Raw genomic sequence first — 13597 nt, 5'->3', positions numbered from 1 at the left:
GCGGTCCCGGCGGGGGTGGGCGTGGGCAACTTCGCGTTTCTGCAGGTCGAGTGGCCGGAGCTGTTCAAGGAGGCCGGGCAGGCCGAGCGGAACGCGCTGGTGGACCCGCGGGCGTCGTGCTTCTACGCCCGGCGCACGCTGGAACTGGCGGTCCGCTGGCTCTACGACGTCGACACGTCGCTCCGGCAGCCCTACAGGTCCGAACTGGCGGCGCTGATCGCCGAGCCGACGATGGTGAAGCTGGTCGGGCAGACGCGGCGGGTCAAGATGGACCTGATCCGCAAGCAGGGCAACGTGGCCGTGCACCACAAGACGCCGGTGTTCGAGAAGGACGCGGTTCGCTCGCTCGCCGAGCTGTTCCACGTCCTGTACTGGATCGCGCGCACCTACACCCGCGACCAGGCGAACCTGCCGGCGGACGGGCTCACCTTCGACCCGAACCTGATTCCTCGCCGGGTCGACGTGCGCCAGCAGACGATGGCCGCGCTGAAGAAGCAGGAGGAGCAGTTCGTCGCTCAGCAGGCCGCGGAGGCGGAGAAGCTGGCCCAGGAGCGGGAGCACAGCGCCCAGCTCGCGGCCGAGATCGAGGAACTGCGGGCCGCCCTGGCGGCGGCCAAGGCGGCGAACGAGGCCCGGCCGGACACCCACGACTACGACGAGGCCGAGACCCGGGCCCACATCATCGACCTGCTGCTCAAGGAGGCCGGCTGGCCGCTCGGCCAGGAGCGCGACCGTGAGTTCCCGGTCACCGGCATGCCCATCACCCCGGCCAACAAGAGCGGCGCGGGCAAGGTCGACTACGTGCTGTGGGACGACGACGGCAAGCCGCTCGGCCTGGTCGAGGCCAAGCGCACGTCGAAGGACGCCATCACCGGTCAGCAGCAGGCGAAGCTGTACGCGAACTGCCTGGAGAAGGCCACCGGCCAGCGCCCGGTGATCTTCTACACGAACGGCTACACGACCTGGCTCTGGGACGACCACTCGGCCGTCGGCTACCCGCCCCGCGAGGTCCAGGGCTTCTACACCAAGGACGAGCTGCGCCTGCTCGTCCTGCGCCGGGCTATGCGCGGGGTGCTCGCGACCGAGACGATCACCGAGGACATCGTCAACCGCAGCTACCAGTCGCGGGCGATCCGGCGGATCGGCGAGGCGTTCACGGAGAAGCAGCGCGGGGCACTGCTCGTGATGGCCACCGGCTCGGGCAAGACCCGTACCGTCGTGGCGCTCGTCGACCTGCTGGCCCGCGCGAACTGGGTGAAGCGGGTGCTGTTCCTGGCCGACCGGCAGGCACTCGTCAGGCAGGCCACGAACGCCTTCAAGGAGCATCTGCCGGGGATGACGGCGGTCAACCTGCTGGAGGAGAAGGACCAGCCCGGCCAGGTGTACGTCAGCACCTACCCGACGATGATGAACATGATCAACGACACGGGCCCCGATGGGCGGCGCCGGTTCGGCCCGGGCTACTTCGACCTGGTCGTCGTCGACGAGGCACACCGGTCGATCTTCCAGAAGTACCGGGCGATCTTCGACTACTTCGACGCGCTCCTGGTCGGCCTCACCGCCACCCCGCGCGGAGAGATCCACCGCAACACGTACGAGATGTTCGGCCTCGTCAACCGCGTGCCCACCGACGCCTACGACCTCAAGGACGCCGTCGAGGAGGGCTACCTCGTCCCGCCGCGCGCCGTCGACGTGCCGCTGAAGTTCCAGCGCCACGGCATCCGGTACGACCAGCTCTCCGACGAGGAGAAGGAGGCGTGGGACGACGCCGAGTGGAGCGAGGACGGCAGCGTGCCGAACGAGGTCAGCTCGGAGGAGCTGAACACGTTCCTCTTCAACGCGGACACCGTCGACAAGGCCCTCGAGGTCCTGATGACCCGCGGCCTGCGGGTCGCGGCCGGCGACCGGATCGGCAAGACGATCATCTTCGCGAAGAACCAGGACCACGCCAAGTTCATCGCCGAGCGCTTCGACAAGAACTACCCGGAGCACCAGGGCGAGTTCGCACGCGTGATCACGCATCAGACCGCGTACGCGCAAAGCCTGATCGACAGCTTCTCGGACCCGGCGAAGGCCCCGCACATCGCGATCTCGGTGGACATGCTCGACACCGGCATCGACGTGCCCGAGGTCGTCAACCTGGTGTTTTTCAAGCTGATCCGGTCGAGGATCAAGTTCACCCAGATGATCGGCCGAGGCACCCGGCTGTGCCCCGACCTGTTCGGCCCGGGCCGGGACAAGTCGGAGTTCCTCGTCTTCGACCTGTGCCAGAACGTCGACTACTTCAACCAGAACATGCCGGTCGTCGAGCAGGCGCTCCCGCCGTCGCTCGGCCAGCGGATCTTCCAGCGGCGCGCGGATCTGCTGCTCAGGCTGGACGAGAAGCTCGGTACGGCGGCCGGCGCCCCGGCGGGATCGGGCAATGCCACAGAGCCGGTCACCGACGATGCCGGACTGCGCGCCGATCTGGCTCGCCGGATGCGCGAGCAGGTCGCGGGGATGAACCCCGAGAACTTCCTCGTAAGGCCCCGCCGGGAGCAAGTTGAGGCGTTCTCCGCGCCGGACCGCTGGAAGGCGATCACTCCGGCCGTACATGCCGATCTTGAGAGGCTGGCCGGGCTACCCACCGCCCACAAGGACGACCCCGCGGGCGAGGAGGCCAAGCGTTTCGACCTGCTGATCCTGCGGCTGCAACTGGCCTGCCTCGGTGCAGAGCCGGGGTTCACCACGATGCGGGCGCGGGTCCGGGAGATCGCCACCGCGCTGCTCGGGCAGACCACGATCCCGGCCGTCAAGGACCAGGAGGAGCTGCTTGAGGAGCTGACGACCGACACCTGGTGGCAGGACGTCACCCTGCCCATGCTGGAGACGGTGCGGCGCCGGCTGCGCGGCCTCATCCGGCTGATCGAGAAGAGCAAGCGCAACGTCGTCTACACCGACTTCGAGGACGAACTTGGCGAGCTCAGCGAGGGCGGGATCAGCTGGCAGCCGCTCGGCGAGGACTTCGAGAAGAAGATCCGCACCTACCTGCGCAGCCACGAGAACCAGCTCGCCGTCCAGAAGCTGCGCCGCAACCGCCAGATCACGACGGCCGATCTTGGCGAGTTGGAGAAGGTCTTCCTCGAGGCCGGCCTTGGCACGGAGGAGGACATCAGCCAGGCGGCGGCCAAGCACGAGGGGCTGGGCCTGTTCCTGCGCTCCCTCACCGGCCTCGACCGCGAGGCGGCGGCCCGCGCGTTCGACCGCTTCCAGGCAGGCCGCACCCTGACCGCGAACCAGCTCCATTTCCTGAGCATGATCGTCGACGTTCTCGCCCGCCGCGGTTTGCTCGACGTCGGCCACCTGTACGGTTCGCCGTTCACCAGGCTGGCAGCCAGTGGACCCGAGAAGCTCTTCACCGAGCCTGAGATCGACACCATCGCCGCCGTCCTCAACGAGGTACGGGCCACCGCCGTACCTCACCCGCAGGCCATGTGAGTTCACAGGCCGGCGTCTCGCCGACGCCGGCCCGCCGGACGTCCGCGTCGTGGCGGCCGGCGCCACGACGGTGTTCGCCGGTCCGCTCGCCGCTGCCCCTGTCTGCGGGCGGGGGAGCGGCCCTCAGTTCGCGGCGGATCCCGCTGACGCGTGCGAACGGGCGACCAGCTCGCGCAGCACGTCGAGATCGACCGCCGCGAGCGATTTCACATACAGGCAGGACTTCCCCGTCGTGTACTTCCCGAGCCGGCCGAGCAGGTCGGCGTGCTCGTCGAATCCGCCTGCCAGATAGATCGCCAGGTTCTGCTTGCGTGGCGCGAAGCCGACCGTGAACCAGTCGTTGGATCGGCCGTTGGCGTATGTGTACTGGTAGTGGCCAAAGCCGATGATGTTCGTTCCCCACATCACCGGCGCGTCGCCGGTCACCTCAGCCATGATCGCGCAGAGCCGCTGGGCGTCGCCGCGCCGGCGCTCATCCTCGACGGCCGACAGGAAGGCCTGGACGTCGCCGTCGTTGCGCTGGGTCTTCAGCTCAGCCATGCCGGCAGTGTAGATCCGCGATCCAGCGGCACAGGCCAGCCGAGCGACGGCCCATCGCCACGCCAGACCCCATCCCCCCAGCCCTCGCGAGCCCCGGGTCCCGCGCGGGACAGGTGCCCGCGGGACGTGCCTCGTGTCGAGGCATACCCCGTGGTCACGGAATCCGGCCAGGTCACGACCACGGGGTATGAGCTGGTTCTGGACGCCGGCGTCCGCGAGTCGCGATCATGCCGGGGGGAGACGGGTGGGGAAGGCGAGCGCGGGACTGAGCCGGGTGTGACCAGAACGGGGTCGCCTTGCCAGCGCATGGCACTAGCTGGTGCCGCCGGCCTGGCTGGGGCTGGTCTGGCTGGGGCTGGTCTGGTTGGTGTCCAGGCGGACCGTCCAGAAGGGGAGCATCGCCTGGGTGAGCGGGCCGATGGCCAGGGCGAAGGCGACGGTGCCGAGGCCGGCGGAGCCGCCGAGGGCGAGGCCGAGCAGCAGGACGGCCACCTCGATGCCGGTCCGGACCAGCCGGATCGACCAGCCGGTCCGGCGGTGCAGCCCGGTCATCAGGCCGTCGCGGGGGCCGCGGCCGAGCTGGGCGCCGATGTACATGGCGGTCGCCAGGGCGCACAGCGCGATGCCGCCCGCCGTCAGCGCGACCCGGGCCGCCAGGTCGCCGGGGCTGTCGAGCAGGGCGAGGGTGGCGTCGGTGGCGAGGCCGAGCACGACCGCGTTCGAGAGCGTGCCGAGGCCGGGGCGCTCCCGCAGCGGGATCCAGGCGATCAGCACGACGAACGCGACCACGGTGAGGATCTGGCCGACGGTCAGCGGGATGTGGTGGGTCAGGCCGACATGCAGCACGTCCCAGGGCGCGAGCCCGAGCCTGCCCCGGATCATGAGGGCCAGGGAGACGCCGTAGAGGACCAGGCCGATGTACAGCTGTGGCAGGCGGCGGCCGAGCCGACCGGCGCGAAGCTGGGCGATCGGGCCGAGGTCGACGAGCGACGCGTCGGGCGGCCTGGCGGCGGGCCGCCGGGCGGCGGGCCGCCGCGCGCCGGACGGCTGGGCGCCGGACGGCTGGCCTGTGGGCTGCTGGCCTGTGGGCGGCTGGGTGGGGAGCGAGATGGTCACCCGGCGAGCGTCATCCACGATTGGCCTTCTTCTAAAGGTCCAATCGTGAGAAAGTGGCCTGCATGGACCAGTCCATCTCGGCGGGACGGGTGGCCGCGCTCGTGGCCGGCTTCGACCGGGCGCCCGCGTACGCGGGCCTCGCCGACGCGTTGGTGCTGCTCATCGGGGACGGCCGGATCCCGCTCGGCGCCCGCCTGCCCAGCGAGCGGGACCTCACCGCCGCGCTCCAGGTCTCCCGCACCACCGTGGCCCGGGCCTACACCGCGCTGCGCGACGCCGGTTACGCAACGGCCCGGCAGGGGGCGGGAACCTACGCGGCGGTGCCCGGCGGGCGGTCCCGCGTGCACGACCGGGTGCTGGTGCCGTGGGCCGGCGAGCGCGAGATGATCGACCTGAACTGCGCCGCGACGTCCGCCCCGCCCGAGATCGCCCCCGCCTACGCCGACGCGGTGGCCGACCTGCCGGCGTACCTCTGTGGCCACGGCTACTTCCCGGCGGGCCTGCCCGACCTGCAGGCCGCGATCGCCCGCTCCTACGACCGGCGGGGCCTGCCCACCGACCCGGAGCAGATCGTCGTGACCCCCGGGGCGCTGTCCGCGGCCGCCCTCATCACCCGGGCGTTCGCCGCCCGCCGCGACCGGGTCCTCGTCGAGTCGCCTGTCTACCCCAACGCGGCCCAGGCGCTGCGCGACGGCGGCGCGCGGCTCGTCGAGGCCCCGGTCGACCCGGATGGCTGGGACCTCGACGCGATCCGCGCGGTCGTGCGCCAGACCAGCCCGAGCCTGATGTTCCTGGTGCCGGACTTCCAGAACCCGACCGGCTGTGTGATGACCGCTGCCCAGCGCCGGACGCTGGCCGCGGATCTCGGTCACGCCGGCACGGTCCCGGTGGTTGACGAGGCGCATCAGGCGCTCGCGCTCGACGGGCAGGAGATGCCACCGCCGTTCGCCGCGTTCGCGCCGGGCGCCCTGACGATCGGAAGCGCGAGCAAGGCGTTCTGGGGCGGGCTGCGGGTCGGGTGGATCCGGGCGCCGCACGCGTGCCTGGAGCGGCTCACCCGGGCGCGGGTCGCCCTGGACCTGGGAGTTCCGGTCCTTGAGCAGCTCGTCGTGGCCCGCTTGATCGCCGCCGGCCCGGTGGCGGCGGCGCACCTGCCGCGGCTGCGGACTCAGCGCGACGCGCTCTGCGCGGCGGTCGCGGCGGCGCTGCCCGACTGGCGGTTCGTCCGGCCCGCCGGCGGGCTCGCGCTGTGGTGCGAGCTTCCCCGCCCGGCCGGCACGGCGCTGGCGAAACTCGCCGAGGAGCGTGGGGTCGTCGTCGCGCCGGGCCCGGTCTTCTCGGTGGGTGGCGGACTGAACCGATTCGTCCGCATTCCCTGGACGCGGCCGCCCGAAGAGCTCGAACTCGCCGTGGCCCGCCTGGCGGACGCCTGGAAGAGCCTGGCCGATTCCACCCCGCCCAGCTCCCATCCGGGCCGCCGCGTGATGGTCGCCTGACCCAGGGGCCGAGCCGGCACGCGCGCCATGGGCGCCGACCGGACGTGGACGGCTCCGGATGTCGGTTGAGCGACGCGCGACGGCGCAATCCGGGGGCGGACGGGTGCCGAATGTTGGGCGAGTTCACCAGTGGCGCGGAACTCCCGCGGGCCATCTCGGCTGCCGGGACCGCGTAGGCGACGTTCGAACAGGCGGACAGAACCGATGGCGATGACCAGCAGCGGCAATGGCGATGGCGGCGGCGGCGGCCTCGAGCCCGGCGGGCCGGGCGTCCGGGCCGGGTCCGGCGCTCACCCCCGGCCGGGCGCCGCCCCCTTTCGGGGCAAGGACGGCGACGGCGGCGATGACATTTTCGATCTCGACCGGTTCCTGCGGGTGTCGCGCAGGCTCGACCTGTCGGCCGTGGCGTGGGACGAGGTGCGCGCGCACGAGCTGACCCCGGACGAGGCCCGGACGCTCACCTACATGATGGACATCGAGAGCCACACGATCATCTATCTGCGGGACCTGCTCGCCACCCGCGCGGCGCTCGAGCCCGACGTGACCGCGTTCCTGTCCTGCTGGGCGTACGAGGAGCTCTGGCATGGCGAGGCGCTCAGCCGCTTCCTCGGGGAGGCGGGTTACCGCTCGGAGCCGGACCGCGGGCTCGTCCAGGGCGACTCGCCCTTTCCGTCGCGGATCGCCCGCAACCGGATGATCCGGCGGCGGGTCACCGCCAGGGACCTCGGGACCCACCTCGGCATGGCGCTGGCGAGCGCGGCGATGAGGGACTTCGTCGCGCTGCACATGACGTGGGGCGCGGTGAACGAGCTGTCCACGCTGACCGCCTACCGCCGGCTGGCGGCGAAGACCGGCCACCCGGTGCTCCGGGCGCTGCTCACCGAGATCACCAAGGACGAGCGGCGTCATTTCGCCTTCTACCGCGCGCAGGCCCGGCTGCGCCTCGGGCGCAGCCCGGCCGCCCGCGCGATCACCCGCTGGGCGCTGGACCACGTGTGGTCGCCGGTCGGCAGTGGCGTGCGCCCGCGCGCCGAGACCGACCACACGATCGCCTACCTGTTCGGCGACGCGGCGGGCCGCGCGGCGGCCGCGGACCTGGACCGCGTCCTCGGCCGCCTTCCCGGCCTGGCGGGCATCGACATCGTCAGCCGGTCGGTCGCCGCCGCGACGGGCCGCGTCCACGCCGGCGCCGCGGCGGCGGCCGGCGCGTAGCCACGCCGGCCAGCCTGCCGGGGGCGGCGGCCGGCGGCTCGGCGGGGGAGGCCGCGGTCAGCGGGGGAAGCGGGTCGGGTCGGCCCTGCCGGGGTTGGCCAGCGCGGTGACCGTGCAGGTGCCGAGCAGGCCGGCGGCGTCGTGGATGGTCGCCTGGCCGAAGGAGACCCCGTCGACGGCGTGCTGGTCGCGCGCGAGCACGCCGAGGAACTCGCCGACCGGCTCGCGGACCAGGTTCAGCGACCAGTCCGTGTTGATGTACTGGATGCCGCCGGTGCCGCGGTGGGTGGTCGCGCTCGTCATGTCGGCGACCAGCCCCACCCGCGTGAGCGGGGTCATCGGCATCCCCTCGACGACGGGGTGCAACTCGCGCACCCACATGCCGCCGCGCTGAACGCCCCGGGTCGGTCCGAGCGGGCCGTCGGGGCGCTCGCCCGCGAGCATGGGCAGGCCCTCGATGCGCGGGTTGACCGTGCCTGCCGCGAGGCGCGGGTCGCCCGGCTCGGGAGCGGTCCACTCGCCGCGGTCGGGCCGCCAGATCTCGCCGGGCGCGTTGGTCGACGGCCGCAGGAACACCGCCGTCGCCCGGCCGATGAGCGTCCCGTCGTGGGACAGGTGGGCGTCGGCGACCCGGATCCGCCCGCCAGCGCGGACCAGGGCGGTCGTCACGGTCAGCGGCGCCATCGGGATCGCCCGGAACATGTCGACGGTCAGCCGCGCGAGCCGGTAGCCCGGCGCCGACTGCTCCTGTTCCAGGACATGGGTGACCAGTCCGCCGAGGATCCGGCCGCTCACGGTCTTCGCGGCCCAGACCCCACCCGCGATGTCGTTGGGTGCGTAGCGCCCGTCATCGAGCCGTCGGAAGTACGCCTTGCGCTCGCGTGCCTGAGTGCCCTGTTCCGGGATCGAGGCGGGGTCGGTGGGCCTCGCCGTTTCCGCGGGCACGGCGGCCGGGGGAGTGGGACCGGCGGCCGTCATGCGGCGCCACGGCCGAGCGGGCGCTCCTCGGCGTGGGTGACCGGGCGATCGACCGGCATCTCGTCGGACATGCCACCTCCTTGAGCGCCTGGTCTCGGGCGCTGACGGAACCTCATTCCGTCGTACAGGCCCCGCTAGTGGGCCCGCAACCAGTTCCCGCCGGAGGTGCCGTTGCGGAGGGTTGAATTCCGGTTCTCTGGCACCCGGGCTTTACGCACGAGTACGGTGACCATATTCAATATCAGGATCGGCCGGCGGAGGGCCCGCCGGAGCGGGCTCGTCTCGGGTCCGGGCGGCCTAGCGGAGCCGGAGCCCGGCGGCCGGGCCGGACCGCGAACTCGCGGAGGGGACCCCGATGACCTCGCTGATGCAGCCGCCGAGCGTGGATCTGCCGCCTGTCGAGCGGCTTCGGCCGGGACTGTGGAGCATCCCGGTCCCGCTGCCGTCGGCCGGCCTGCGACATGTGTTCGTCTACCTTTTCGAGACCGACGCCGGTGGCTACATCGTCGACGCGGGCTGGGACACGGCCGAGGCGTACGACGCGCTCGCGGCCGGTCTCGCGATCGCCGGCTACCGGGTCAGCGACGTCCGCGGCGTGCTGGCGACCCACATGCACCATGACCACTACGGCCTCGCGGAACGGATCCGTGCCGAGTCCGGGGCCTGGGTCGCGCTGCACCCCGCCGACGCCGAGATGATCAAATTCTTCTCCCGGGAACCGGCGGACCTGCGCGACGGCATGAACAAGCTGCTGATCCGCGCCGGCATGCCGGCCGCCGAGATCGAGGCGATGAACCGGGCCCTGCCGCCGATGGGCCCGATCCAGGCGCCCTCGCTGCCCGACGTCCTGCTCGAGGACGGGGAGCGCCCCGACGTCCCCGGCTGGGACCTGCGCGCCATCTGGACGCCCGGCCACTCGCCCGGCCACCTGTGCTTCTGGGAGCCCACGAACCAGCTGCTGCTCGCCGGCGACCACGTGCTCCCGCGCATCACCCCCAACATCCCGTTCTCCCCGGCCGAGGGCGCCGACCCGCTGGGCGACTTCCTGGCGTCGCTGGACAAGGTCGAGGCCTACCCGGCCGACGAGGTGCTGCCCGCGCACGAGTTCCGCATCCCGGACCTGTCCCGCCGGCTCGCGGAGCTGCGCGCCCACCACGACCAGCGCTTCGCCGAGGTGATCGGCGCGATCCGGGACGGCGCCACGACGGCCTGGGACATCTGCCAGCGGATGACCTGGTCGCGGCCCTGGCACGAGGTCGAGGGCTTCATGAAGCGGGCCGCGCTCGCCGAGGGCATGGCCCACCTGCGGGCGCTGGCCCGCCGCGGTGTGCTGCGCGAGGTGGCCGGCGATCCGCCGACCTGGGAGCTTCTGGTCGACTAATCGGTTAGAACAAAATTCTAACTGACCAGGAGGCACGGTATGGCGATCGCGATCAGTGAGGAACATCGGGAGCTCGCCCGCACGACGCGGGCCTTCCTGGCCTCGAACGAGGCGCGGGCCGCGAACCGCGCGCTGCTGGAGTCCGACCGGGGCCGGAGCGAGCGCGACAATGGTTCCTCCGCGCTCGTGGAGGCCCCCCAGGTGACAGCGGAGCCGCTGCCGACCTTCTGGAAGGCGTTCGCCGACCTGGGGCTGCTCGGCGTGCACCTGCCCGAGGAGCACGGCGGCGGCGGGGCGGGCCTGCCGGAGCTGGTGGTGGTCGTCGAGGAGCTGGGCCGGGCCGCCGCGCCCGGGCCGTTCGTGCCCACCGTCGCCGCCGCCGCGGTGCTGGCCGCCGCCGGCGACGCGGACCAGCGGGCCCGTCTCCTGCCGGGGCTGGCCGCCGGCGAGACGACGGCCGCGGTCGGCCTGGGCGGCGAGCTCACCCTGTCCGAGAGCGGGACGTTGTCCGGCGACGGGGGAGTGGTGCTCGGCGGCGCGCTCGCCTCGCTGTTCGCGCTGGTCGTCGGCGACGACGTCGTCGTGGTGCCGGCGGGCGCGCCGGGGCTGACGGTGGAGGTCCCCAGGGCGCTGGACCCGGCCCGCCGCTCGGCGCGGCTGTGGTTCGACGGCGTCGTGCCCGCGGAGGTCCTGCCGGGAGCCCGGCTGGCCGCCCAGGCGGTGACCAGGACGGTCTTCGCGGCGGAGGCCGTCGGCGGCGCGCTGGAGGCCGTCGAGACCGCCACCGGCTACGCGAAGGTCCGCGAGCAGTTCGGCCGGCCGATCGGGACCTTCCAGGCCGTCAAGCACCACCTCGCGAACATGTTCGTCGCCGCCGAGCTCGCGACGGCCGCCGTCTGGGACGCGGCCCGCGCCGCCCAGGCGAGCGGTGACGAGTTCGCGCTGGCCGCCGCGTCCGCCGCCGCGCTCGCCCTCCCGGCGTTCGCCGACAACGCCTCGCTTTCCATCCAGGTCCACGGCGGCATCGGCTACACCTGGGAACACGACGCCCACCTGCTGCTGCGCCGCGCGACGACGCTGGTCGCGGTGCTGAGCCCGGACGCGGCCGCCGCCGAGGTGACCCGGCTGGGCGCGGCCGGGGTGGGCCGCGCCGCGACGCTGGACCTGCCGGCCGAGATCGAGGCCCAGCGCGCCGGCATCCGCGCGTTCGCCCAGGAAGTGGCCGCCCTGCCCGAGAAGGAGCAGCTCGAGCGGCTGATCGACACCGGCTACGTCCAGCCGCACTGGCCCAGGCCGTGGGGGCTCGAGGCCTCCGCCGGCCTGCAGCTCGTCATCGACCAGGAGTTCGCCGCTGCCGGCGTGAAGCCCCCGAGCTACGGGATCACCGGCTGGAACATCCTCACCCTCGTCCAGCACGGCACCGCCGACCAGATCGACCGGTACGTGCGCAAGGCGCTGACCAAGGAGGAGGTGTGGTGCCAGCTGTTCTCCGAGCCAGCCGCGGGCTCGGACGCCGCCGGCATCCGCACCAGGGCCGAGAAGGTCGACGGCGGCTGGGTCGTCAACGGCCAGAAGGTCTGGACCAGCCTCGCGCAGTACTGCCAGCGGGGCCTCGCGACCGTCCGCACCGACCCCGCCGCCCCCAAGCACGCCGGCGTCACCATGATGGTGATCGACATGTCGCACCCGGGCGTCGACGTCCGCCCGCTGCGGCAGACGACCGGTGACAGCGGCTTCAACGAGGTCTTCCTCACCGACGTCTTCGTGCCCGACGCCGACGTCCTCGGCGAGCCGAACCAGGGCTGGAAGGTGGCCCGCGCGACCCTGGGCAACGAGCGGGTCAGCATCGGCGGCGGCGTCGCCGGCGCCTTCCCGTCCGGCGACGTCCTCGAGCTCTACCGGACGCGGGGCGCGGCGTTCCCCGCGGCCGCCGAGCGGGTCGGCCACCACGTCGCCGAGGGCCTCGCCCTTGCCCAGCTCAACCTGCGCCGCGCGGTGCGCGCCGTCGCCGGCGGCGAGCCGGGACCGGAGGGCAACGTCACCAAGCTGGCCCTGGCCGAGCACGTCGGCTCCCAGGCCGCGCTGAACCTCGCCTTCGGCGGCCCCGACGTCGCGTTCCTCGAGGGCCCTGGCGCGCTCGCGGCCCGCTCGGCGCTGGCCTGGCGGGGCATGACGATCGCCGGTGGCACGTCCGAGATCACCCGCAACCAGATCGCCGAGCGCATCCTCGGCCTGCCCCGGGACCCGCTGTTGAAGTAGCCCTTCCCGACGCGACGCCGCCCCGCCGGCCCGTACCCGGACCGCCGTTTCGTCGCAATGGCTATGGTTGGCCCCGGGTTGTGGGCCGCGGGGCGCGCGGTGCCCGGACGGAGGGAGGAGATCACCATGGGACAGCAGCTCGCGGTGGACGCGGCCGCGCGGGCCGAGGCGGCGGCGCGGATGCGGCGGGCGGCGCGCGGGCTGCGCGCCTTCGACGTCGACACCTTCACCCTCGACGGTGCCGGGCCGGGACTGGCGCGCGACCCGGCGCCCGACAGCGAGGGCGACCGGGCGCTGGTCGCCGCCGGCGCGCTCGTGACCGCCTGCACGTCACTCGTCGACCACCTGGTCGACGACATCGCCACGCTGCTGACGACCGGAGCGGCGACCGCCTACGACGCGGCGGCCAAGGGGTACTCGCTCGGCGCGCTGGACCGGCTGCCCCCGGCCTACGACGATCACTACACGGCCTACTTCGCCAAGAAGCTCCTGGTCGCGACGGTCAGTGTCACGGGCCGGCTCGCCGAGCCCGACTGGATCCCGATGGCCTGCCTGGCCGAGCAACTGGCTCTCTACCTGCTGGTCGAGCAGGCGGCCGGCCTGCTGGAGTACTACGGGCTCGACGACGATCCGCGCGCCCGCTACCAGTACTTCGAGGAGACGGCGTTCGAGAACAACGCCCACCTGCGCCTCTACGACCAGCCCTCACCTGTGATCGACTATGGGGCCCACCCGGCCGCCGCCCCGATCAACGCCTGGTTCACCCCGTTCTACGACGGCTTCTACGTCCATCCGTATGTAGAACCGCGTTCCTGAACGTCGCGACCGCCCGACTACCGGACCCGACTACCGGACCCGGCGACCGGTCTGGCGCGAGTTGTCGGATAGCTGACGAGCCGGTCGCGCGGTGTACAGATGTCGATCTAGACTTCGCGCCCATGACAGGCTTCGAGCCCGTCGAGTGGTTCGCGGTCGTTGCCGACAACCCCGCGGCCGTCGCGGGCCGGGACGCCGGAGTTCCCACCTGATGACGGCGCCGACGCGCGCCCGGCCCGCCGCGGCCGCCGCGGCCAGGCCGCCCCGGTCGCCGAGCCAGGCAGAAATGGCCTTTGGCGGGTGCTGGGTGGAAAAAAAAAGG

At 72.7% G+C, this 13597-nt stretch carries 9 protein-coding genes; 6 read left to right on the top strand and 3 right to left on the bottom strand.

Translation table 11 applies throughout. The annotated features are described in order from the left end of the window. The first annotated feature begins 21 nt into the window (after window positions 1–21). Window positions 22–3477, top strand: coding sequence for a DEAD/DEAH box helicase family protein (locus tag I6A81_RS05175; RefSeq protein ID WP_203001884.1), 3456 nt, complete (start codon window positions 22–24; stop codon window positions 3475–3477). Between the two features lie 123 nt (window positions 3478–3600). On the opposite strand, the gene I6A81_RS05170 is transcribed toward I6A81_RS05175, so the two are convergent. Both I6A81_RS05170 and yczE read right to left on the bottom strand, forming a co-directional pair. Further along, entirely contained in the window at window positions 3601–4017 is a 417-nt protein-coding gene (locus tag I6A81_RS05170; protein WP_203001885.1) for a DUF1801 domain-containing protein, read from the bottom strand. A gap of 312 nt (window positions 4018–4329) precedes the next feature. Further along, window positions 4330–5151, bottom strand: coding sequence for a membrane protein YczE (gene yczE / locus I6A81_RS05165; RefSeq protein ID WP_203001886.1), 822 nt, complete (start codon window positions 5149–5151; stop codon window positions 4330–4332). Between the two features lie 44 nt (window positions 5152–5195). On the opposite strand from yczE, the gene yczR reads away from it, so the two are divergent. Then, complete coding sequence (yczR, locus tag I6A81_RS05160; protein ID WP_203001887.1) at window positions 5196–6629, top strand: MocR-like transcription factor YczR; 1434 nt, start codon at window positions 5196–5198, stop codon at window positions 6627–6629. Between the two features lie 204 nt (window positions 6630–6833). After that, window positions 6834–7841: a ferritin family protein gene (locus I6A81_RS05155; protein ID WP_203001888.1), complete on the top strand. Its 1008-nt coding sequence runs from the start codon at window positions 6834–6836 to the stop codon at window positions 7839–7841. A gap of 57 nt (window positions 7842–7898) precedes the next feature. Here the strand turns inward: I6A81_RS05155 and I6A81_RS05150 are convergent, their stop codons facing one another. Beyond that, window positions 7899–8786, bottom strand: a complete 888-nt coding sequence (locus I6A81_RS05150; RefSeq protein WP_307874485.1) for a thioesterase family protein — start codon at window positions 8784–8786, stop codon at window positions 7899–7901. A 388-nt stretch (window positions 8787–9174) separates the two neighbouring features. On the opposite strand from I6A81_RS05150, the gene I6A81_RS05145 reads away from it, so the two are divergent. From I6A81_RS05145 to I6A81_RS05135, 3 genes are all read left to right on the top strand, one after another. Beyond that, window positions 9175–10200 carry an MBL fold metallo-hydrolase gene (locus I6A81_RS05145; RefSeq protein ID WP_203001890.1) on the top strand — a complete coding sequence of 342 codons (1026 nt, stop codon included), beginning with the start codon at window positions 9175–9177 and terminating at the stop codon, window positions 10198–10200. Between the two features lie 39 nt (window positions 10201–10239). Beyond that, window positions 10240–12459 carry an acyl-CoA dehydrogenase gene (locus tag I6A81_RS05140; RefSeq protein WP_203001891.1) on the top strand — a complete coding sequence of 740 codons (2220 nt, stop codon included), beginning with the start codon at window positions 10240–10242 and terminating at the stop codon, window positions 12457–12459. A 126-nt stretch (window positions 12460–12585) separates the two neighbouring features. Beyond that, on the top strand, window positions 12586–13275 hold the full coding sequence (locus I6A81_RS05135; RefSeq protein WP_203001892.1) for a hypothetical protein: 690 nt from the start codon (window positions 12586–12588) through the stop codon (window positions 13273–13275). Window positions 13276–13597 lie beyond the last annotated feature (322 nt).

The organism is Frankia nepalensis, assembly GCF_016786325.1.
Lineage (GTDB): Bacteria > Actinomycetota > Actinomycetes > Frankiales > Frankiaceae > Pseudofrankia > Pseudofrankia nepalensis.
The sequence above is the reverse complement of the archived record's forward strand: the minus strand, read 5'-3'. Positions and strand labels throughout refer to the sequence as shown.

Coding starts and splice junctions, on each gene's coding strand:
- I6A81_RS05170 (WP_203001885.1), bottom strand. CDS start 4,017: ATGGCTGAGCTGAAGACCCAGCGCAACGACGGCGACGTCCAGGCCTTC.
- yczR (WP_203001887.1), top strand. CDS start 5,196: ATGGACCAGTCCATCTCGGCGGGACGGGTGGCCGCGCTCGTGGCCGGC.
- I6A81_RS05155 (WP_203001888.1), top strand. CDS start 6,834: ATGGCGATGACCAGCAGCGGCAATGGCGATGGCGGCGGCGGCGGCCTC.
- I6A81_RS05145 (WP_203001890.1), top strand. CDS start 9,175: ATGACCTCGCTGATGCAGCCGCCGAGCGTGGATCTGCCGCCTGTCGAG.
- I6A81_RS05140 (WP_203001891.1), top strand. CDS start 10,240: ATGGCGATCGCGATCAGTGAGGAACATCGGGAGCTCGCCCGCACGACG.
- I6A81_RS05135 (WP_203001892.1), top strand. CDS start 12,586: ATGGGACAGCAGCTCGCGGTGGACGCGGCCGCGCGGGCCGAGGCGGCG.